Raw genomic sequence first — 18,185 nt, 5'->3', positions numbered from 1 at the left:
CACTTTCACCGCTTGCACTCCGTCGTCCCCGCGAAGGCGGGGGCCCCGCTACCTTTTGCCTCGCCGCAGAGGAAAGCGGGGTCCCCGCCTTCGCGGGGACGACGAGGTTAGTGGCTGGAGGGTAAGACAGGTTATCGGCCCCGCCTCGCCCCAAACCCGCATTACCCCTGGAACTTGTTATCCCGCGGGAAGCCGGTCGGCGGCAGGCGGCCAGCAGCACCACGTGCGACTTTCCAAAGGCCCATGTCCTTCTCGGTCCGCGTGCGGCCGGAATCGCCGCCCATGGTCCAGGAAAGCCCGTCCTCCAGCTTCAGCGTGACAAGGTCGGACAATCCGCCGTCGCGATAGCGCTGGAGCGTGACGCCCTGCCCCTTGGCCATCAGCGGCAGTTCCTCAAGGCTGAAGATCACCAGCTTGCGATTGTCGCCAACGACGGCAACGTGATCGTGTTCGGCGGGAATCTCCCGCACGATCTTGAGCTGGACGCCCGGCTTGGTGGACATGACCGCGCGGCCCTTGCGGGTTTCGGCCAGCAATTCCTCGCTCTCCACCGCGAATCCGCGCCCGACGTTGGAGGCGAGCAGGATCTGCGACTTCGGCTTGTAGACAACCGCCGCGATGATGTGCGCATCGGCATCGATATCTACCATCGTGCGGATCGGCTCACCGAACCCTCGCGCACCCGGCAGCTTATCCGCACCAACGGTGTAGAAACGACCGTTATCCAGCGCGATCAGCACCTTGTCGGTGGTCTGCGCGTGGAAGGCGAAAGCGGGGCCGTCGCCTTCCTTGAACTTGAAATCGCCATCCAGCGGCACATGCCCCTTGGCGGCGCGCACCCAGCCACGGGCCGAGAGGATCACCGTCACCGGCTCCTTCTCGATCATCGCGTCCATGCTGAATTCGACCGTGGGCTTAGCCTGCGCGATGGTCGTGCGGCGACGACCGAGCACGGTATCCTCCGCATATTCCTTGCGCAGGTTGGTCAGGTCGCGCTTCAGGCGGGTGCGCTGGCGGGCCGGGCTTTCGAGCAGCTTGTTAAGCTCGTCCTGCTCCTTCAGCAGGTCCTCATGCTCCTTGCGAAGCTCCATCTCTTCCAGCTTGCGCAAGCTGCGCAGGCGCATGTTGAGGATGGCTTCGGCCTGACGGTCGGTCAGTTCGAACTCGGCCATCATCACCGGCTTGGGCTCATCCTCGGTCCGGATGATCTCGATGATCCGGTCAAGGTTGAGGTAGGCGATGATGTAGCCGGCAACCAGTTCCAGCCGCGAGGCGATCTTTTCCAGCCGGTGGCGCGTGCGGCGCAGCAGGATGTCGATCTGGCTGTAGACCCATTCGGACAGCAGCAGCTTCAGCCCCATCACCCCCGGCGTGCGATGCGAATCCAGCACGTTGAGGTTGAGCGAGAAGCGGCTTTCCAGATCGGTGAGCTTGTAGAGGCTCTCCTTCAGCATCTCCGGATCGACATTGCGGCTCTTGGGCACGAAGACGATGCGGATCTGCTCGTCGCTTTCGTCGCGCACGTCTTCCAGGATCGGCAGCTTCTTGTCGCCGATCAGCGCGGCAACCTGCTCGATCAGCTTGCCCTTGGGCAGCATGTAAGGGATTTCGGAAATGACGAGCTGCCACTGGCCGCTGCCCAGCCGCTCGATCCCGGTTTCTTCCCAGTTGCCTGCCCCGTCCTTGCCCGTGGAGAAACGGCCGCGCACGCGGAAGGCGCCCTTGCCGGTCTCATAGGCGTGGCTGATCGCTTCGGGGCTATCCACCACCAGGCCGCCGGTCGCGAAGTCCGGGCCGTGGAACACCTGCATGAGTTGCTCATGCTCGGCCTGGGGATTGTCGATCAGCATCATCGTCGCATCGATGATCTCGGCGACGTTATGGCTGGGGATCGAGGTGGCCATGCCCACGGCGATACCGGTCGACCCGTTCGCCAGCAGGTTCGGGAACATGCCGGGGAAGATATCCGGCTCGCTCTCTTCACCGTTGTAGGTGGGAACGAAATCGACAGTGCCTTCGTCCAGCCCGGACATCAGGTGGATCGCCGTGCGCGTCAGCCGCGCCTCGGTGTAGCGATAGGCCGCCGCATTATCGCCGTCGATATTGCCGAAGTTGCCTTGGCCCTGCACCAGCGGATAGCGCAGCGAGAAGTCCTGCGCGAGGCGGACCATCGCGTCGTAGACCGAGGCGTCGCCATGCGGGTGGTACTTACCGATCACGTCGCCGACGACGCGGGCGGACTTCTTGTAGGCGCTGGCGGGATCAAGCTTCAGCTGCCGCATCGCCCAGAGCAGGCGGCGGTGCACCGGCTTCATCCCGTCTCGCAAGTCCGGCAGCGAGCGGGCCGTGATCGTCGAAAGCGCGTAGACGAGATAGCGCTGCGACAGCGCCGCATCGAAAGGCGCGTCGACGATGGCGTCGAAAGGATCGGAATCTTCGTCGGTCGTGGTCACCATGCCCGGAACCTAGCAGCGCCCCGCCCGGTGCCAAGTCGGATTCCCGTGTTTTCCAGAGCTTGGTTTCCCGATTCGTTCCGATTTATCGAGATCAGCCGATCTGCATGTCCCGCGATTCGCCGGGGATGCGTACTTCCAGCCCATCCAGCGCGTCGGTCAGCTCGATCTGGCAGGACAGGCGGCTGGTGCGGGTGACGCCGGCGGCAAGGTCCAGCATGTCTTCCTCGTCGTTCGAGGCGGGTTCCAGAACGTCGAACCATTCGGGAGAGACGATTACGTGGCAGGTGGAGCAGGCCATCTGCCCCTCGCACGTGCCCTCAAGCGGCATGCCGCATCGCTGCGCCAGGGCAAGCAGGCGCGTGCCCGGTTCGGCCTCGGCCGTGATGGACGCACCTTCGGCGGTAACAAATCTGACGTTCAACAATTCAGACTCCCTGCGCCGCTGCTGCGGCATCGATACGTGCGCAGGCATCCCCGATTTCCCTAAGCTCAGTATATCTCCCGAATCCCAAACGGATAGAGCTTTTGGCCTGCCTGTCGGAAAGGCCCAGTGCCTTCAGCACATGGCTAGGCCTGCCGGAGCCGCTGGCGCAAGCGGAACCGGCCGAAAAAGCCACGTCGCGCAAGTCAGACATCAGCCGTGCGACATCAAGCCCGTCCAGCCGCAGATTGAGGTTTCCGTGCCAGCGATGTTCGGCGGAACCGTTCAGCGTCCAGCGGGAGAGCACCTCACGCGCCCGTGCCCAGAGCGTTTCGACGTGGGCGGCGTCTTCCTCCATGCGTCGGGCCGCCAGTGCTGCCGCCGCACCGAAACCGGCGCAGAGCGCGGGGCTGAGCGTGCCGGAGCGCAACCCCTGCTCCTGCCCGCCGCCGTGGATCAGCGGTTTGAGATCGATCCCGTCGCGAATCCAGAGCGCGCCGATGCCCTTGGGGCCGTAGAGTTTGTGCCCGGAGATTGCGATGAAGTCCGCTCCCGCAGGCGGAGCGATCTTGCCGGCGCCCTGCACGGCATCGCAGAGGAACAGTGCCCCGGCGCGGTGCGCGGCTTCGGCCAGAGCATCCACGGGCTGAACCGTGCCGATCTCGTTGTTGACCTGCATGACTGCGACGATTCCGGTCGTTTCCGGGATTGCCGCCGCAGGATCGACCAGCCCCTCGGCATCGACCGGCAGGATCGCCACCCCCGGATCGATGACGCCCGCGGTATCGAGCACCGCAGCATGTTCGATGGCAGAGACTGCCAACCTGCTCACCCCGCTGCCGAACAGGGCAAGGTTGATCGCCTCCGTCGCGCCCGAGGTGAAGACCACCCTGCCCCCCGGCGGCAGCAATGCGGCAACCTGCTCGCGCGCCACTTCGACGATGGCGGCAGCACCGCGACCGGGGCGATGCGGGCTGTGCGGATTGGCGAAACCGACGCCTTCAGGTCCACCAAGCCACGGCAACATCGCCTCCCGCGCTTCGGGGGCGAGCGGCGTGGTGGCCTGATAGTCGAGATAGATCACCCGTTCACCTGCGCCCACGCCTCGGCAAAGGCATCGAGTTCGGCCGGCGTCGTGTTCCAGCCGATGCTGACGCGCACGGTGCGGCGGGCTAGGTCCTCATCGATGCCGAAGCCCTTGAGCACCCGGCTCTGCTTGAGCGTGCCCGAGGAACAGGCGCTTCCCGCAGAGATCGCAAAGCCCATCGCGTCCATCCGGATCAGCATCGCAGTCGCGGCCAAGCGCGGCGCGGCGACGGCGAAGATGTGCGAGCATTGCACGCCCGGCTGAATCACCTCTCCATACCGGGACAGCGCATTCTTGAAATCGAAGCGCTGCTCCGCCGTGGTCGCCCAATCTTCCAGGCCGCGTGCTTCCAGTGCCGCCGCAAAGCCCAGCGCACCAGGCAGATTCTCGGTCCCCGCGCGATAGCCGCGCTCCTGACCACCGCTCGGTTCCAGCATGGCGAAATCCTTCACCAGCAGCGCGCCGATGCCGATTGGGCCGCCCAGCTTGTGCGCCGAGAGCACCACCATGTCCGCATCCGGAAGCGCCGCCTTGCCGGCCGACTGCGAGCAGTCCGCCAGAAACAGCCCGCCCGCCTCTCGCACCTGCCGGATCAGCGGATTGTCCGCGTAAGGCAGCAGAATCGTGCCTGTCTCCGAATTGATCGACTGGATAGCGACGACCGCCCTGCCCGGCTGCGCCAGTGCGGCGGCCAGTGCCTCGGGATCGACCTCTCCCTCGCGCATCGGCAGTTCCTGCGCATCGGGCGCGGCGCGGAACACGGCATCGTGCTCCACGGCCGAGACCAGCCGCCGCTCTGCCTTCGCCCGGCCAAGGCCGATAGCCAGCGCCTCGCTCGCGCCGGAGGTGAAAATCAGTTCACCCTGCCAGCCGAGCGCCTTTTTCACGCGATCGCGCGCGTCCTCCAGCGCGGCGCGGGCAGCGCGGCCGGCCTTGTGGGGACTGGAGGGATTCGCCCAGATCGCAGCCCCTTGCAGCCACGCATCGCGCGCCTCGGGCATGATCGGAGTGGTCGCGGCGTGATCGAGATAAGTCTGTTCGGGAGCCATTGTTTGCAAAAGTTGTTTTCGGGCGGGTTGTTTCTATATAGCCATCCATTCGTTTTCCACTCCCGTGAGTGCCGATGCGGCAAGTCGCCCCCGGTATTTCGCGGGAGTTTCAACAGGTCAGGCCCGCAAACACATGCCCGCAGTCATCTTTCCCGGACCCGAAGGCCGCCTTGAAGGCCGCTTCCAGCCCGCAACGCGCCCGCGCGCGCCCGTGGCGATGATCCTTCATCCGCACCCGCAGGCGGGCGGCACGATGAACGACCGCGTCACCCAGCACCTTTACAAGGCGTTCGTGGCACGCGGCTTCGCCACCCTGCGCTTCAACTTCCGCGGCGTCGGCCGCAGCCAGGGCAGCTTCGACAACGGCGTGGGCGAACTTTCGGACGCGGCAGCCGCGCTCGACTGGGTGCAGTCGATCCATCCCGAGGCTTCGACCACCTGGATCGCCGGCTATTCGTTCGGTGCGCTGATCGGCATGCAGTTGCTGATGCGCCGCCCTGAGATTCGCGGCTTCATCTCGGTGGCCCCGCCCGCCAATATGTACGACTTCTCGTTCCTGGCGCCCTGCCCCGCCTCGGGCATCATCATCCAGGGCGCGGCGGATACGGTGGTCACGCCGAACGCAGTGCAGAAGCTGGTCGACAAGCTGCGCACGCAGAAGCACATCACCATCCACCACGACGAGATCCCGCGCGCCAACCACTTCTTCGAGAACGAGGTCGACGACCTGATGCGCTCGGTCGACAACTACCTCGACATGCGCCTCTCGCCGGACTGCCCAATCAAGTAATCGGCGGAAAATCGCAATATGAACGCAAAGGCGTCGGAGGGTTACTCCGGCGCCTTTTCCTTTGCGGCACCGGCCAAGGTCTCACCGCCCGTCGTCGGCAAAGTCCAGATCGCGACGTTCACCGCCATCACCGCCGCCAGCACGACCATCAGCACCGCCTGCTTGCGATAGCCGCCGCGCCGATGCAGCGCGAACGCCCCCAACAGCAGGGCGACGATGGTGAGAACGAGCAGGGAAAGCGCAATATCCATCGTTTTCCCCTAGCCCAGCACGATCCAGCAATCGAGCGGGTTTGACACACGGCCCACCGCTCGCCAGTTTCGCGGCCCATGAAGAACCAAGTCATGGGAACCGCGCCCCTCTCGCGCCGCACCACTCTCCAGCTTCTCGCCACCGGAACCGCTGCGCTGGCACTGCCGGGCGCCCGCGCGCTCGCCGCCGCGCCTTCGGGCCAGAAGGCCGCTTCCGAACTGCTCAATTCGATCGCCTGGAACCTGATCGCCCACGCGCCCGAGAGTGCCACCAGCCTGGGCGTCGATACCGGCGCGCATGCGGGCCTGCGTTCGCGGCTTGAGGATCGCTCCTTCGCGGGCCGCAATGCCCTGGCGAAGACGCTGCGCGCCGATGTCGCCCGCGTGGAAGCCTTCGACACCACCGGGCTCGACCATGCGGACCGCACCAGCCTTGCCGTGATCCGCAGTGCCTATCGCACCGCGCTGGATGGTCTGGCACAGCCCTATGGCGACGTGGCCGTGGGCGGCTGGCGCAATACGCCCTACGTCGTGATCCAGAACGTGGGTGCCTATCTCGACACGCCCAAGTTCCTCGACGCCGATCACCCGGTGAAGAATGCGGCGGATGCCGAGGCCTACGTCTCGCGCCTTTCGCAGTTCGACACGCAGCTTGATGGTGAGCTGGAGCGCATGCGCGCGGCGACGGACAAGGGCCTCGTCCCGCCGGACTTCCTGCTGGACCGTGCCATCGCCCAGATGGAAAGCACCATTGCTGAGGCGCGTAACAACGGTGGCGGGCTGGTATCCTCGCTCGTCGGCCGCACCAAGACGATCCCCGGCAACTGGGAAAGCCGCACCAAGGCCATCGTCTCCGGCGAAGTGGTGCCGGCACTGGAGCGCCAGCTTGCCGAACTCAAACGCCAGCGCGGCCTTGCCAAGAGCGATCCGGGCATGGGCGCACGCCCGCATGGCGACGAGTTCTATGCCTGGGCCCTGCGCGCCAGCACCACCACGACCGTTCCGGCCGAGGAAATCCACCAGCGCGGGCTGGAGGAACTGGCCGCGCTCCACGCCCGCATGGATCCGATCCTGAAGTCGCTTGGCTACACCACGGGCACGGTGGGTGAGCGCATGACGGCGCTGGGCAGCGACAAGCGCTTCATGTTCTCCGAAGGCGATCCGGGCCGGGCGGAGATCATGGCCTTCATCCAGAAGCGAGTCGACTGGATCCGCGCCCAGATGCCGCGCGCGTTCCGCGATCCGGTTTCCGGCAAGGTGGAAGTGCGCCGTCTGCCGCTCTCCGAAGAGCCCGGCGCGCCCACGGCGTACGGCGGCGGCGGATCGAAGGACGGTACGGTGCCCGGCAAGATGTGGATCAACCTGCGCTCCACCGACCTGCACCGCAAGTACGACCTGCCCACGCTGGTCCATCACGAGGCGATCCCCGGTCACGTCTGGCAGGGCGAATATGCCAACCGCCTGCCGCTGATCCGATCGATGCTGGCCTTCAACGCCTATTCGGAAGGCTGGGCGCTTTACGGCGAACAGCTGGCCGACGAGCTTGGCGCCTATGACGACGATCCGGTCGGCCGTCTGGGTTACCTCCAGTCCATCGCCTTCCGCGCCTGCCGCATGGTGGTGGACACCGGCCTTCACGCCAAGGGCTGGAGCCGCCAGCAGGCCGTGCAGTTCTTCGTCGAGAAGAACGGCAGCAATGCGGACGAGATCGCCAGCGAGGTGGACCGCTACTGCTCGTGGCCCGGCCAGGCCTGCGGCTACAAGATGGGCCATTCGGAGATCAACCGCCAGCGCACCCGCGCGCAGCAGGCCCTGGGTTCGGCTTACGACCTGCGCGATTTCAACCAGGCCGTGGTCGATGGCGGCAACGTGCCGCTGGACGTGCTGGCGACCAATATCGACGAGTACATCGCGGGCGTGAAGGCGCGCTGATCGCTCCGCCGCGCTCACGGGGCACCATGCCTCGCGGGCGCGGGCAGGACGTAGGCAGAAGGAAGCGTAACGGGCAGGATCGTCGCGCCGTGGACGCCGGGTCCGAATCCGGCCCCAGCCGTGCGCGGCGCCCTGTACCTTGCCTCCCGAAACGCAGCCCACCGCGGCTCAGCCAAGGAACACGTCCATGTCCATCTTCGGCTCGATCAAGGATGCCATTTTCGGAAAGAAGAAGGCCGCACCGCCCCCGGCGGCAGCGGCGCCCGCGCCTGCCCCGGCCGCACCTGCACCGGCGGCCGCCGCCCCACCACCGCCGGTCGCGGCAGAGCCGGTGGATGTCGATGCCGTGCTTACCGAACTGGCTGCCGGCAAGAACCTCGACTGGAAGCATTCGATCGTCGATCTGATGAAAGTGCTCGACATCGATTCCAGCCTGGAAAACCGCAAGGAACTGGCGAAGGAGCTGGGCTATACCGGCGCGCTGGACGGTTCGGCCGAAATGAACCTGTGGCTGCACAAGGAAACGCTGCGCCAGCTTGCAGCCCATGGCGGCAAGGTGCCGGCCGAAATGCTCGATTAGCATTTCCGGCGATGTCCAAAGAAAAGGCCGCCCTGCTTCTGGCAGGGCGGCCTTTTCTTTGCGTGGCGATGCCGTTCAGCTCTTGCCGAACAGGCCCTTCGCCATGTCGGTGATGTCATCGATCACGCTGCCGTCACCGTCCTTGTCGAGGAAAGCGGTGAACTTCGAAGGATCGCTGGAAACCATGCTGGCGAACTGCCCAAGCGAACCTTCACCGCCGATCGACGAAATGATCTGCTGGATCGTGCCGACGCCCAGGCCGGTCTTTTCCGCTGCCAGTTGCGCGGTATCGCCTTCCTGCTGATGCGCGAAGCCGAGAGCGGCGATCGCCTTTTCGGCCGTGGCCGGGTCGATGCCCAGCTTGCCGGCAAGGTTCTCGACATCGGGGTGATCGCTGACCTGTCCGAGAATGCCGTCGAAAATTCCCATGGTGCAGTCTCCTTGATGGATGCGCAGCGAATATGGATGCAAACGATGACGAACGGAAGGCTTTCCGCAGACACCGTCAAACCGCACGCGATCAACGCCCCGGATTGCGAGCCGTGACGATCCAGGCCGCGCCATCGATCTCTACAGAGCGCTCTCCAGGGCGCGCGGCAAATGCTGAGTGAACGGCTTCTGCGGCGCGTTCGCGAATGTCGTCCGGCTGGTCCGCCAGAGCGCGAGAGAGCGGCCCCACCTCGAACGCCATGTTCACGGCATCGGCCACCGCAGCATCGCGGTTATCGCCCAGCCCAAAGCTGATGGTGTGATCGAAGGCCCGCATTGCGCAGTCCACGAAGCCCGCATCAGCCAGGATCCCTTCCACCCGCGCGCGATCGCCGAAAGAGAACGGACCCGGCGCGTCCGCCGGCGGCGGCGCGGATGGTGGCACGATGCCCTTGATCGCGCCCATCGGCAGGCGAACCCAATCGTTCTCCGCCGCGCTGCGCCAGCAGACGAAAACCAGGCGACCGCCGGGCCGCAGGGAAAGGCGCATATGGGAAAATGCTGCAACAGGATCGTCGAAAAACATCACCCCAAAGCGCGAGTAGAGCAGGTCGAAAGTCTCCACCGGCAGCGGCGCGACGCTGACGTCCGCGACATCGAAGGTGACTGGGAGGTTCGACGGCATCGTCTGCCGCGCCCGCCCCACCAGCGGTGTGGAAATATCGAGCGCAAGAACATGCCCGCGCGAGCCAACCTGCCGTCCGATCTCGAACGTCTGCGTCCCCGCCCCGCAGCCGACGTCGAGCACATGTTCCCCGGCCTGCGGCGCGGCAGCCCCCAGCGCGGCATCCCCGAACGGCGCCAGCATGACATCGAGGCGGGCTTGATTGGTCACCCAGCGCTCCCCGCTGGTGCCGTTCCAATCGGACACTTGGTAGACGTTCCTGCGCGTCATTACCGCTCCTTAAAATTGCTATTGCGCGTTAATATCAACTTTAAGGAGCATTTCAAAGCGCCGAAACGCCTCCTTTCCCGAACAGCAAAAAGGGCCCCGAAGCCATCGCTTCGGAGCCCCCTTTGTTTGCACGCGCTTGCTTGCGTTAAGGCCGATCAGGCCGAAACGGGCGCAGCCTTGCGAACGCCTTCGTCGACATGCGCTTCGAACTGGGCGAAGTTGTCGATGAACTGCTTCACCAGCGTCTGCGCGGTCTTGTCGTATTCCGCACCGTCAGCCCAGGCCGCACGCGGATCGAGCAGCTTGGAATCCACGCCCGGAACCGCAACCGGAATCTCGAAACCGAAGTTCGGATCTTCCTTGAACTCGGCGGTGTTCAGGCTGCCGTCGAGCGCGGCATTCAGCAGTGCGCGGGTGGCCTTGATCGGCATGCGCTTGATGCCTTCCATCGTGGCCTTGCCGCCGGACCAGCCGGTGTTGACCAGCCAGCACTTCACGCCGCCCTTGGCGATACGCTCCTTCAGGAGGTTGCCGTAGACCGACGGGTGACGCGGCATGAACGGCGCGCCGAAGCAGGTGCTGAAGGTGGCTTCCGGCTCGGTGACGCCGATCTCGGTACCGGCGACGCGCGCGGTATAGCCCGAGAGGAAGTGGTACATCGCCTGATCGGGCGTGAGACGCGCGATCGGGGGCAGTACGCCGTAAGCGTCGGCGGTCAGGAAGATGATGTTCTTCGGAACCGGGCCGAGGTTCTTCTCCGACGTGTTCGGGATGAAGTCGATCGGGTACGAACCACGGCTGTTTTCGGCCAGCGAGTTGTCGTCAAGGTCGATCTGGCGCGTCACCGGATCGATCACCACGTTTTCAAGGACGGTGCCGAAACGCTTGGTGGTCGCGAAGATTTCCGGCTCGGCTTCGGCCGAGAGACGGATCATCTTGGCGTAGCAGCCGCCTTCGAAGTTGAATACGGCAGTGTCCGACCAGCCATGCTCGTCGTCACCGATCAGCGTGCGCGAAGCGTCGGCCGAAAGCGTGGTCTTGCCGGTGCCGGAAAGGCCGAAGAACACGGCCGTGTCACCCTCGGGCCCGATGTTGGCGGAGCAGTGCATCGGCATCACGCCGCGCGTGGGCAGCAGGTAGTTGAGGATGCCGAAGACCGACTTCTTCATTTCGCCCGCGTAGGACGTACCGCCGATCAGGATCAGCTTCTCGGTGAAGTTGACCGCGATCACGGTTTCGCTGCGGCTGCCGTGACGCTCAGGATCGGCGCGGAAGCTGGGCAGGTCGATGATCGTGTATTCGGGCGCGAAACCTTCGAGTTCCGTTTCCGTCGGGCGCACCAGCAGCGTGCGGATGAACAGGTTGTGCCAGGCGAATTCGTTGATGATGCGCACATTGACGCGGTGCTCGGGCTGCGAACCGCCGAACAGGTCCGCAACATAGAGCGTATCCTTCTCGGCCACGGCCTTGAGGAAGTCCTCCTTCAGCGCAGCAAAGTGCTCCGGCGTCATGGCGACGTTGGTCTTGCCCCACCACACCGTGTTCTCCGTCTCGGCATCCTTGACGATGAACTTGTCCTTGGCCGAGCGACCGGTGTGTTTGCCGGTGGCGACGACGAACGGACCGTCGACACTCAGTACGCCTTCTCCATTGCGTACTGCGTGCTCGACGAGCGGCGCCGTTCCCAGATTCGCGAAAATTTCCGCGCTGGTTTCAATGCCTTGTTTGGCGAGCGGATAGTTAAGGGTAGCGGTCAATGTCATCTCCTCCATTTTCAGGCACCGATCGAGGGGGATCGGCCGGTACCCGGACATTTTTTCGCAAGACTCGGGGCGCGCTTAATCGCCGCCCTCTTTTCCGTCAAATCCACAGGAAAATAAACCAATCGGGTTGCGACGAACGTGATCTCTTTTGCGTCCGGAACGGAGATTGTCAGCCTGTCACGGTGCCGCTAGGCCTATGCAGGAAGCGAAAAAGAGGACCTAATCAGCCCCATGGCCGAGCCATCGACACCGCCCGGGCACGGCGAGCCGCCTCGCAGTGAAATTTTGCGCAGCGAAATTTTGCGCAGCGAGGCATCGCGCGGCGATACGGCGGCGCGTCCGCAAACGATCGCGCTGGTCGACGATGATCGCAACATCCTCGCCACGCTTTCCATCAGCCTCCAGGCCGAAGGCTTCGTCACCCGCGTCTATACGGACAGCGAGGCCGCGCTGAAGGCCCTGCTGGACAATCCGCCCGATCTGGCGATCTTCGATATCAAGATGCCGCGCATGGACGGCCTCTCTTTGCTGCAGGCCCTTCGCGCACAATCGAGCCTGCCGGTAATCTTCCTGACGTCGAAGGACGAGGAGCCGGACGAAGCGCTGGGCCTGGCCATGGGCGCTGACGATTACATCACCAAGCCCTTCAGCCAGCGCCTGCTGGTGGCGCGTATCCGTGCCATCCTGCGGCGCAGCGAACTGGCGCGCGCGCCGGCCGACGCCGCGCCGGACGAGAGCCTGCCCGAAACCGTGGTGCGCGGCCGCCTGCAACTTGATCCCGCGCGCCATCAGGTCTCGTGGCAAGATCGACCGGTCTCGCTGACGGTCACCGAATTCCTGATCCTAGAAGCGCTCGCCATGCGCCCGGGCGTGGTCAAAAGCCGCAACCAGCTGATGGACGCCGCCTATAGCGAGGACGTCTACGTAGACGACCGCACGATCGACAGCCACATCAAACGCCTGCGCCGCAAGTTCCGCGCCGTAGACCCCGAATTCGCCGCGATCGACACGCTCTATGGCGCGGGCTATTCCTTCACCGATGGCTGACCATCTGCGCGCGCATCGCTCTCCTCCGCGAAAGGCTTCGCTGCGCAACCGCATCGGCCTGCCTTGGCGCGTCTCGCTCACCGCGCGCATCCTTGCCGTCAACGTCATCGCGCTGGCCCTCCTGGCCGGCAGCCTGTTCTACCTCGACAGCTATCGCCGCGAGCTGCTGGACGAACGCTATCGCCTCGCCGCATCGCAGGCAGAAATCGTCGCCCACGCGCTCTATGCCACGCGGGCGGACCAGCGCCGCGAGTTGATCGGCCGCATCGGATCGAGCGAGGCGCTGCGCCTGCGCCTGTTCGACGCGCACGGAAAGCTGGTGGCGGACAGCTTCAAGCTCGCCCCGCCGTCCTACACCTTGATCGACCCGGCCAGTGAGCCCTGGCTGCAGGACGCCGCCCGCGCGCTGGACCGCAGCATGGACTTCGTGCTCGGCTCGCCGCCGGTGCCCCCCTACCACGACAATCCGGATTCCGACGCGCGCGCATGGCCGGAAATTGCCGCCGCGCTCGCCTCCGGCCGTACCGAAGTCAGCCATGAGGCCGCGCCGGACCGCACGCCGGTGATCATCGCCGCCACTCCGGTGGGCAAGAACGGCGATGCCCTGCTCGTCACCCGCAATGCCCGCGACATCACCGAGAACGTGCGCATGGCGCGCCAGACGCTGGCGATCATCGTCGGCGGCGCACTGGGCGTCTCCATCCTGCTGTCGCTGTTCCTTGCCCGCACCATCGTGGAACCCTTGCGCAAGCTGGTGCGCGCCACCGTCCGCGTGCGGCTGGGGCGCGACCGCAGCGTCGTCGTCCCCCGTCTGCCCGACCGACGGGATGAAATCGGTCTGCTCGCGCGCGCCGTCTCGGATATGAGCGGCGCCTTGCGCCAGCGCATCGACGCGGTCGAAAGCTTCGCCGCCGATGTCGCGCATGAGCTGAAGAACCCGCTCACCTCGCTGCGCAGCGCACTCGAAAGCCTGGACCGGGTGGAAGACCCCGGGTTGCGCCGCCAGCTTATCGGCATCGCCAAGGACGATGTGCGGCGGATCGACTTTCTCGTCACCGAAATCGCCGATGCCAGCCGCATCGATGCCGAACTCAGCCGCACCACCTTCGAGCCGGTCGACATGCTGCGGCTGGTCCGCGCCCTCGTCGCCGAGCGTGAACAACGCGGCGTCAACGGCAATTGCCCGGTCGAGATCGTCGAGGCCGCCGGTACCGATGTGCATGGCCCCGGCCAGCTTATCGTACCCGGCGATGCCGGCCGGCTGGAGCGCGTGCTCCAGAACCTGCTGGACAACGCCATCTCGTTCTCCCCCGGCGGCGCCCCGATAGAGGTCTCGTTGGCCCGCGAAGGCCAGCGCGTCGTCATCGGCGTATCAGACCATGGCCCGGGCATTCCGGAAGCCGCGCGGGAACGCATTTTCGAACGCTTCCATTCGCTGCGCCCATCGGGGGAGGAATTCGGCAAGCACAGCGGCCTCGGCCTCGCCATCGCCCGCACCATCGTCGAAGCCCACTTCGGCAAGCTGCGCGCGACCGACCGGACCGATGGCGAACACGGCGCCCGCCTGGTGTTCTCCCTCCCCGCATGGCAGGGCGAATGACGATGACTTCGCCGCCCCTCGTCCGCCAGACCACTTGCGTCGCCATCGACGGCCGCGCGATGCTGATCGAGGGCCCTTCCGGCTCGGGCAAGTCCAGCCTCGCGCTGGAGCTGATCGACCGGGGCGCGGTGCTGGTGGGCGACGACGGCGTCCTGCTCACGGCCACGGATGGTCGTCTGCTGGCCCATCCGCATCCCAATACCCGCGGCCTGCTGGAAGTCCGCAATCTTGGCATCATGGCCTTTCCTTGCGTCGAGGAAGCGCCGGTGGTGCTGATGATCGCGCTCGATCCGCAGGCCCCGCGCTTCATCGACGCTGCGGAGAAGACAGAGATCGCCGGAATCGCGCTTCCGCTGGTACGCCTCTGGCCGCATGCGGGGCCATTGGCGATCAAGGCGGAACTGGCACTGTCCCACTTTGGCAACAGGGTTTGCTGACTGTACTGCCGCCCCCTTCCCTTTCCGATCCGCCCGGCGCAAACAGGCGCGCATGAACCTCGATTCCCCCGAATCCGACCAATTGTCGGAAACCGGTGCCGTGTCCGACCGACAACGTGTGCTGCTGGTTACCGGCATGCTCGGCGCCGGCAAGACCACGGCATTGCGGGTTCTTGAGGACCTTGGCTGGGAAATCATCGACAACTTCCCGGTGCGCCTGCTGGAACGCCTGATCGAAAGCGCGCCGGTGGCGGACCAATCGCCGCGCCCTCCGCTGGCGATCGGTTTCGACTGCCGCACACGTGGCTTCGACCCCGATCGCGTAATCGCGCAAGTCAGGGCGCTCAGCGAACGCGGCGATGTCGAGGTGAACACCCTGTTCCTCGACTGTTCGAGCAAGGAACTGGAACGCCGCTTCAACGAGACGCGCCGCCGCCACGCCCTTGCCGTCGATGCGCCGGTGGACACCGGCATTCGCGCCGAGCGCGAGTTGCTGGCGCCGCTGCGCCGCTGGGCGGACCTGCTGGTGGAAACCACCGAGTTTACCTCCAACGACCTCCAACGGGTGATTCGCGAACGGTTTTCCGCCGAAGCGCCGGACGATCTGACGCTTACGGTCTCCAGTTTCGGCTTCTCGCGCGGGATGCCGCCGCTGGCCGATCTGGTGTTCGACATGCGCTTCGTTGAAAACCCGCATTGGGATCCGGAACTGCGCCCGATGACCGGGCTGGATGCCCCAGTAGGCAACTACATCCGCCGCGATCCGGCCTTCGACGAAGCGTTTGCCCGCATTCGCGACCTGCTGTTGCTGCTGCTTCCGCGCTACCGGGCGCAGGGCAAGGCCTATGTGCATATCGCTTTCGGCTGCACCGGCGGCCGGCACCGGTCAGTATACACAGCCGAACTCATGGCTGCGGCCTTGCGCGAAGCGGGATTTTCGCCCACATTGTTGCACCGCAACCTGGGCTCGCGAGCAGCCGATCTTCTGGAAGGAGGTCAGCGGCGTGAACGATAAGCATACCCCCCGGGAACAAAGTACCTGGTCGCCCAAGCAAGAAAAAGTTCGGAGCCCGTTTCCAGCATGATCGGCATGATCCTGGTAACTCACGGCAATCTCGCCGAAGAGTTCGTACACGCGATGGAGCACGTCGTCGGCGATCAGTCGGCGGTAGCGACTGTCTGCATCGGCCCCAATGACGATATGGAGCGCCGCCGCAGCGAAATTGCGGACGCAATCGTCGCGGTAGACAGCGGCGAAGGCGTCATCATCCTTACCGACCTGTTCGGCGGCACCCCCTCCAATCTGGCGATTTCGCTGATGGAAGCGGGCCGCGTGGAAGTGATCGCTGGCATCAACCTGCCGATGCTGATCCGTCTCGCCAAGGCGCGTGCCTGCATGTCGGTACGCGAAGCCGCGGCCGCCGCGCGCGATGCCGGGCGCAATTACATCACGATCGCGAGCGAATACCTGGGACAAGATGCCGCATGAATGATTGCAGTGAGACCGTTCTGATCGTCAACCAGCGCGGGCTTCACGCGCGCGCCAGCGCCAAGTTCGTGAACCATGTGGCCGAACTGCCCGCTTCCGTACTGGTGAGAGTGGGCAAGGACGGTGTGGAAGCCGCCGGCAATTCGATCCTCGGTCTGATGATGCTGGGCGCCGCCAAAGGCGATAGCATCGAAATTTCCTGCACGGGTGACGGCGCGCCACAAGCGCTGACCGTGCTCGCCACCCTCGTCCGCGACGGTTTCGGCGAAGAATAAGGGCAGTCCTTTGGCCGAGCGCCGCACAATTACCGGATTTTCGAACCCGCTGGTCAAGTTCCTGCGCTCCTTGCGTGAGAAGAAGCACCGCAAGCGGGAACAGCGATTCCTTGCCGAAGGCCTGCGCCTGCTGACCGATGCGCGCGAATGCGGCATCGTCCCGGAAATGCTGGTCATGGCGATCGGCCGCGATCCGCACCCCCTGCTCGACGCGCTGGAAGAAGCTGTGGCCGCTGCCGGCGGCGACATCGTCGAGATGGATGTGGAGATCCTTGCCAAAGTCACCGGCAAGGACAACCCGCAGGCCGTTGCCGGCGTTTTCGCAGAGTTCGATACGCGCCTTGCCAACCTGGACCGCTCGGCGGCGCCGATCTGGCTGGTGGCACAGGCCCTGCGCGATCCCGGCAACCTCGGCACCATGCTCCGTACCGGCGACGCCGTGGGAGCGGGCGGGCTGATCCTGCTGGACGACTGCGCCGATCCTTTCTCGGTTGAGGCGGTTCGCGCCAGCATGGGCGCGATCTTCACCCAGAAAATTGCGACCGCGCGCTGGGATGAGTTCCTGCCTTGGCTGCGCGGCGGAGAAGGCCAACTCGTCGCCGCTTCGCTGCGTGATCCGACCGACTATCGCAAGGCGCCCTACGCGGCACCGTGCTTCCTGATGGTGGGCAACGAATCGCAAGGGCTGCCGCAGGAATATGAGGAAGCCTGCGACCTGCGCGTGACGATCCCGATGCTCGGCCGTGCGGACAGCCTCAACGCAGCCGTTGCCGGAGCCGTGCTGGCTTATGAAGCACTGGCGCATCTGCGTCCGGAGGCCTGAAGGGCAGAGGTTTCCAGCGGACATTTGCCGGGAATGACGCTGAAATTTAGCGAAAACCTCTCATCAGCTTGCCTGCAGCCCCGCGATAGCGACAGCGCGGCAGTTGCAGAATAGCCCATTTCACCTCGTCATTGCGGGCGAAGCGAAGCAATCCAGACCGGCACTCGTCTGCCCTGGTTTGCTTCGCTTCGCCCGCAATGACGAAAGGGCCGAGCCGTGTTCGCTGTGAGCGCGTCCCGACAGCCCAATGTCAGCCTAAACCATCGAGCCTCCATCGATTTCCCTGCATGCCAGGGCTTGCACGGGCGGTTTCCCGAGCTCCATGTTCATCACAGCCTCAGGTCAGCCGTGCCAGAACTGCGCCATGTTTCGTCACGCTTACCTGCCGGTCGCCTGCGCGGCGACGCTTGCCGCCTGTTCGGGCGGCAACAGCGACTCCCAATTTGCCCGCAGCAGTTGGCGTTTCACGCTGATCGACGGGCAGCGCCCGCAAGCGGATGGCGCGCGAATCGCGTTCGAAGGCCGGAAAATCGGCGTGCGCGTGGGCTGTAACCAGATGGACGGCCCATGGCATGTCGATGACGACCGCCTGATTGCCGGTCCACTTGCACTCACCGAGATGAGTTGCCCTACCCCGGCATGGGATCAGGAGAAAGCGATCGGCGCGCTTCTGGTCGCGACGCCGCGGTTGACCATCGACAACAATCGCATGATCCTGCAATCGAGCGGCCATACCGCCGAACTGCAGCGAGAAACCAGCGTTGCCGGGAACGACAAGGCCCCCGGCAAAGGAAGCTGAGG

The 18,185-nt window shown here is 65.0% G+C and carries 19 protein-coding genes; 11 read left to right on the top strand and 8 right to left on the bottom strand.

Annotated elements, in window-relative coordinates; all coding sequences use genetic code 11:
* Window positions 1–161: 161 nt before the first annotated feature.
* The 4 genes from parC to WBP07_RS04975 form a co-directional block, all read right to left on the bottom strand.
* Complete coding sequence (parC, locus tag WBP07_RS04990; protein ID WP_395394622.1) at window positions 162–2,456, bottom strand: DNA topoisomerase IV subunit A; 2,295 nt, start codon at window positions 2,454–2,456, stop codon at window positions 162–164.
* 91 nt (window positions 2,457–2,547) lie between these two features.
* Window positions 2,548–2,880: a 2Fe-2S iron-sulfur cluster-binding protein gene (locus WBP07_RS04985; RefSeq protein ID WP_395394621.1), complete on the bottom strand. Its 333-nt coding sequence runs from the start codon at window positions 2,878–2,880 to the stop codon at window positions 2,548–2,550.
* Between the two features lies 1 nt (window position 2,881).
* Window positions 2,882–3,961: a cysteine desulfurase family protein gene (locus tag WBP07_RS04980; protein WP_395395724.1), complete on the bottom strand. Its 1,080-nt coding sequence runs from the start codon at window positions 3,959–3,961 to the stop codon at window positions 2,882–2,884.
* Entirely contained in the window at window positions 3,958–5,013 is a 1,056-nt protein-coding gene (locus tag WBP07_RS04975; protein WP_395394620.1) for a cysteine desulfurase family protein, read from the bottom strand. The genes WBP07_RS04980 and WBP07_RS04975 overlap by 4 nt, the downstream gene beginning before the upstream one ends.
* A 133-nt stretch (window positions 5,014–5,146) precedes the next feature.
* Here WBP07_RS04975 and WBP07_RS04970 point away from each other — a divergent pair, with 133 nt between their 5' ends.
* Entirely contained in the window at window positions 5,147–5,803 is a 657-nt protein-coding gene (locus WBP07_RS04970; protein ID WP_395394619.1) for an alpha/beta hydrolase, read from the top strand.
* 41 nt (window positions 5,804–5,844) lie between these two features.
* Here the strand turns inward: WBP07_RS04970 and WBP07_RS04965 are convergent, their stop codons facing one another.
* The gene (locus WBP07_RS04965) at window positions 5,845–6,054 is read right to left on the bottom strand and encodes a hypothetical protein (RefSeq protein WP_395394618.1); all 210 of its coding nucleotides are present in this window, start codon (window positions 6,052–6,054) and stop codon (window positions 5,845–5,847) included.
* A gap of 78 nt (window positions 6,055–6,132) precedes the next feature.
* On the opposite strand from WBP07_RS04965, the gene WBP07_RS04960 reads away from it, so the two are divergent.
* Together WBP07_RS04960 and WBP07_RS04955 are read left to right on the top strand one after the other, a co-directional pair.
* A complete protein-coding gene (locus tag WBP07_RS04960) occupies window positions 6,133–7,986 on the top strand; it encodes a DUF885 domain-containing protein (protein ID WP_395394617.1) in 1,854 nt (617 codons plus the stop codon).
* Window positions 7,987–8,173: 187 nt separating this feature from the next.
* Window positions 8,174–8,566 (top strand): DUF3597 domain-containing protein, encoded by a 393-nt coding sequence (locus WBP07_RS04955; protein WP_395394616.1) that lies wholly within the window; start codon window positions 8,174–8,176, stop codon window positions 8,564–8,566.
* 75 nt (window positions 8,567–8,641) lie between these two features.
* Here WBP07_RS04955 and WBP07_RS04950 read toward each other — a convergent pair whose 3' ends face one another.
* From WBP07_RS04950 to WBP07_RS04940, 3 genes are all read right to left on the bottom strand, one after another.
* Complete coding sequence (locus tag WBP07_RS04950; RefSeq protein WP_395394615.1) at window positions 8,642–8,995, bottom strand: hypothetical protein; 354 nt, start codon at window positions 8,993–8,995, stop codon at window positions 8,642–8,644.
* Window positions 8,996–9,086: 91 nt separating this feature from the next.
* A complete protein-coding gene (locus tag WBP07_RS04945; RefSeq protein ID WP_395394614.1) occupies window positions 9,087–9,950 on the bottom strand; it encodes a class I SAM-dependent methyltransferase in 864 nt (287 codons plus the stop codon).
* 155 nt (window positions 9,951–10,105) lie between these two features.
* On the bottom strand, window positions 10,106–11,713 hold the full coding sequence (locus WBP07_RS04940; protein ID WP_395394613.1) for a phosphoenolpyruvate carboxykinase: 1,608 nt from the start codon (window positions 11,711–11,713) through the stop codon (window positions 10,106–10,108).
* Window positions 11,714–11,998: 285 nt separating this feature from the next.
* Here WBP07_RS04940 and WBP07_RS04935 point away from each other — a divergent pair, with 285 nt between their 5' ends.
* From WBP07_RS04935 to WBP07_RS04900, 8 genes are all read left to right on the top strand, one after another.
* Window positions 11,999–12,760, top strand: coding sequence for a response regulator (locus tag WBP07_RS04935; RefSeq protein WP_395394611.1), 762 nt, complete (start codon window positions 11,999–12,001; stop codon window positions 12,758–12,760).
* The gene (locus tag WBP07_RS04930; RefSeq protein WP_395394610.1) at window positions 12,753–14,360 is read left to right on the top strand and encodes a stimulus-sensing domain-containing protein; all 1,608 of its coding nucleotides are present in this window, start codon (window positions 12,753–12,755) and stop codon (window positions 14,358–14,360) included. Before WBP07_RS04935 ends, WBP07_RS04930 begins: the two co-directional genes overlap by 8 nt.
* A gap of 2 nt (window positions 14,361–14,362) precedes the next feature.
* Window positions 14,363–14,797, top strand: coding sequence for an HPr kinase/phosphorylase (locus WBP07_RS04925; RefSeq protein WP_395394609.1), 435 nt, complete (start codon window positions 14,363–14,365; stop codon window positions 14,795–14,797).
* A 52-nt stretch (window positions 14,798–14,849) separates the two neighbouring features.
* Window positions 14,850–15,812: an RNase adapter RapZ gene (gene rapZ, locus WBP07_RS04920; RefSeq protein ID WP_395394608.1), complete on the top strand. Its 963-nt coding sequence runs from the start codon at window positions 14,850–14,852 to the stop codon at window positions 15,810–15,812.
* Between the two features lie 66 nt (window positions 15,813–15,878).
* Window positions 15,879–16,286 carry a PTS sugar transporter subunit IIA gene (locus WBP07_RS04915; protein ID WP_395332833.1) on the top strand — a complete coding sequence of 136 codons (408 nt, stop codon included), beginning with the start codon at window positions 15,879–15,881 and terminating at the stop codon, window positions 16,284–16,286.
* The gene (locus tag WBP07_RS04910; protein ID WP_395394607.1) at window positions 16,283–16,561 is read left to right on the top strand and encodes an HPr family phosphocarrier protein; all 279 of its coding nucleotides are present in this window, start codon (window positions 16,283–16,285) and stop codon (window positions 16,559–16,561) included. The genes WBP07_RS04915 and WBP07_RS04910 overlap by 4 nt, the downstream gene beginning before the upstream one ends.
* Before the next feature lie 10 nt (window positions 16,562–16,571).
* Window positions 16,572–17,384, top strand: a complete 813-nt coding sequence (locus WBP07_RS04905; RefSeq protein ID WP_395394606.1) for a TrmH family RNA methyltransferase — start codon at window positions 16,572–16,574, stop codon at window positions 17,382–17,384.
* Window positions 17,385–17,706: 322 nt separating this feature from the next.
* The gene (locus tag WBP07_RS04900) at window positions 17,707–18,183 is read left to right on the top strand and encodes an META domain-containing protein (protein WP_395394605.1); all 477 of its coding nucleotides are present in this window, start codon (window positions 17,707–17,709) and stop codon (window positions 18,181–18,183) included.
* The last annotated feature ends 2 nt before the right edge of the window (window positions 18,184–18,185 follow it).

It is taken from the genome of Novosphingobium oxfordense (genome assembly GCF_044029435.1).
Lineage (GTDB): Bacteria > Pseudomonadota > Alphaproteobacteria > Sphingomonadales > Sphingomonadaceae > Novosphingobium.
Note: the sequence above shows the minus strand (reverse complement) of the source record. Positions and strands in the feature narration are given on the sequence as shown.

Coding starts and splice junctions, on each gene's coding strand:
- WBP07_RS04965 (WP_395394618.1), bottom strand. CDS start 6,054: ATGGATATTGCGCTTTCCCTGCTCGTTCTCACCATCGTCGCCCTGCTG.
- WBP07_RS04930 (WP_395394610.1), top strand. CDS start 12,753: ATGGCTGACCATCTGCGCGCGCATCGCTCTCCTCCGCGAAAGGCTTCG.
- WBP07_RS04945 (WP_395394614.1), bottom strand. CDS start 9,950: ATGACGCGCAGGAACGTCTACCAAGTGTCCGATTGGAACGGCACCAGC.
- WBP07_RS04955 (WP_395394616.1), top strand. CDS start 8,174: ATGTCCATCTTCGGCTCGATCAAGGATGCCATTTTCGGAAAGAAGAAG.
- rapZ (WP_395394608.1), top strand. CDS start 14,850: ATGAACCTCGATTCCCCCGAATCCGACCAATTGTCGGAAACCGGTGCC.
- WBP07_RS04960 (WP_395394617.1), top strand. CDS start 6,133: ATGAAGAACCAAGTCATGGGAACCGCGCCCCTCTCGCGCCGCACCACT.
- WBP07_RS04910 (WP_395394607.1), top strand. CDS start 16,283: ATGAATGATTGCAGTGAGACCGTTCTGATCGTCAACCAGCGCGGGCTT.
- WBP07_RS04940 (WP_395394613.1), bottom strand. CDS start 11,713: ATGACATTGACCGCTACCCTTAACTATCCGCTCGCCAAACAAGGCATT.
- parC (WP_395394622.1), bottom strand. CDS start 2,456: ATGGTGACCACGACCGACGAAGATTCCGATCCTTTCGACGCCATCGTC.
- WBP07_RS04950 (WP_395394615.1), bottom strand. CDS start 8,995: ATGGGAATTTTCGACGGCATTCTCGGACAGGTCAGCGATCACCCCGAT.
- WBP07_RS04900 (WP_395394605.1), top strand. CDS start 17,707: ATGTTCATCACAGCCTCAGGTCAGCCGTGCCAGAACTGCGCCATGTTT.
- WBP07_RS04975 (WP_395394620.1), bottom strand. CDS start 5,013: ATGGCTCCCGAACAGACTTATCTCGATCACGCCGCGACCACTCCGATC.
- WBP07_RS04970 (WP_395394619.1), top strand. CDS start 5,147: ATGCCCGCAGTCATCTTTCCCGGACCCGAAGGCCGCCTTGAAGGCCGC.
- WBP07_RS04915 (WP_395332833.1), top strand. CDS start 15,879: ATGATCGGCATGATCCTGGTAACTCACGGCAATCTCGCCGAAGAGTTC.
- WBP07_RS04925 (WP_395394609.1), top strand. CDS start 14,363: ATGACTTCGCCGCCCCTCGTCCGCCAGACCACTTGCGTCGCCATCGAC.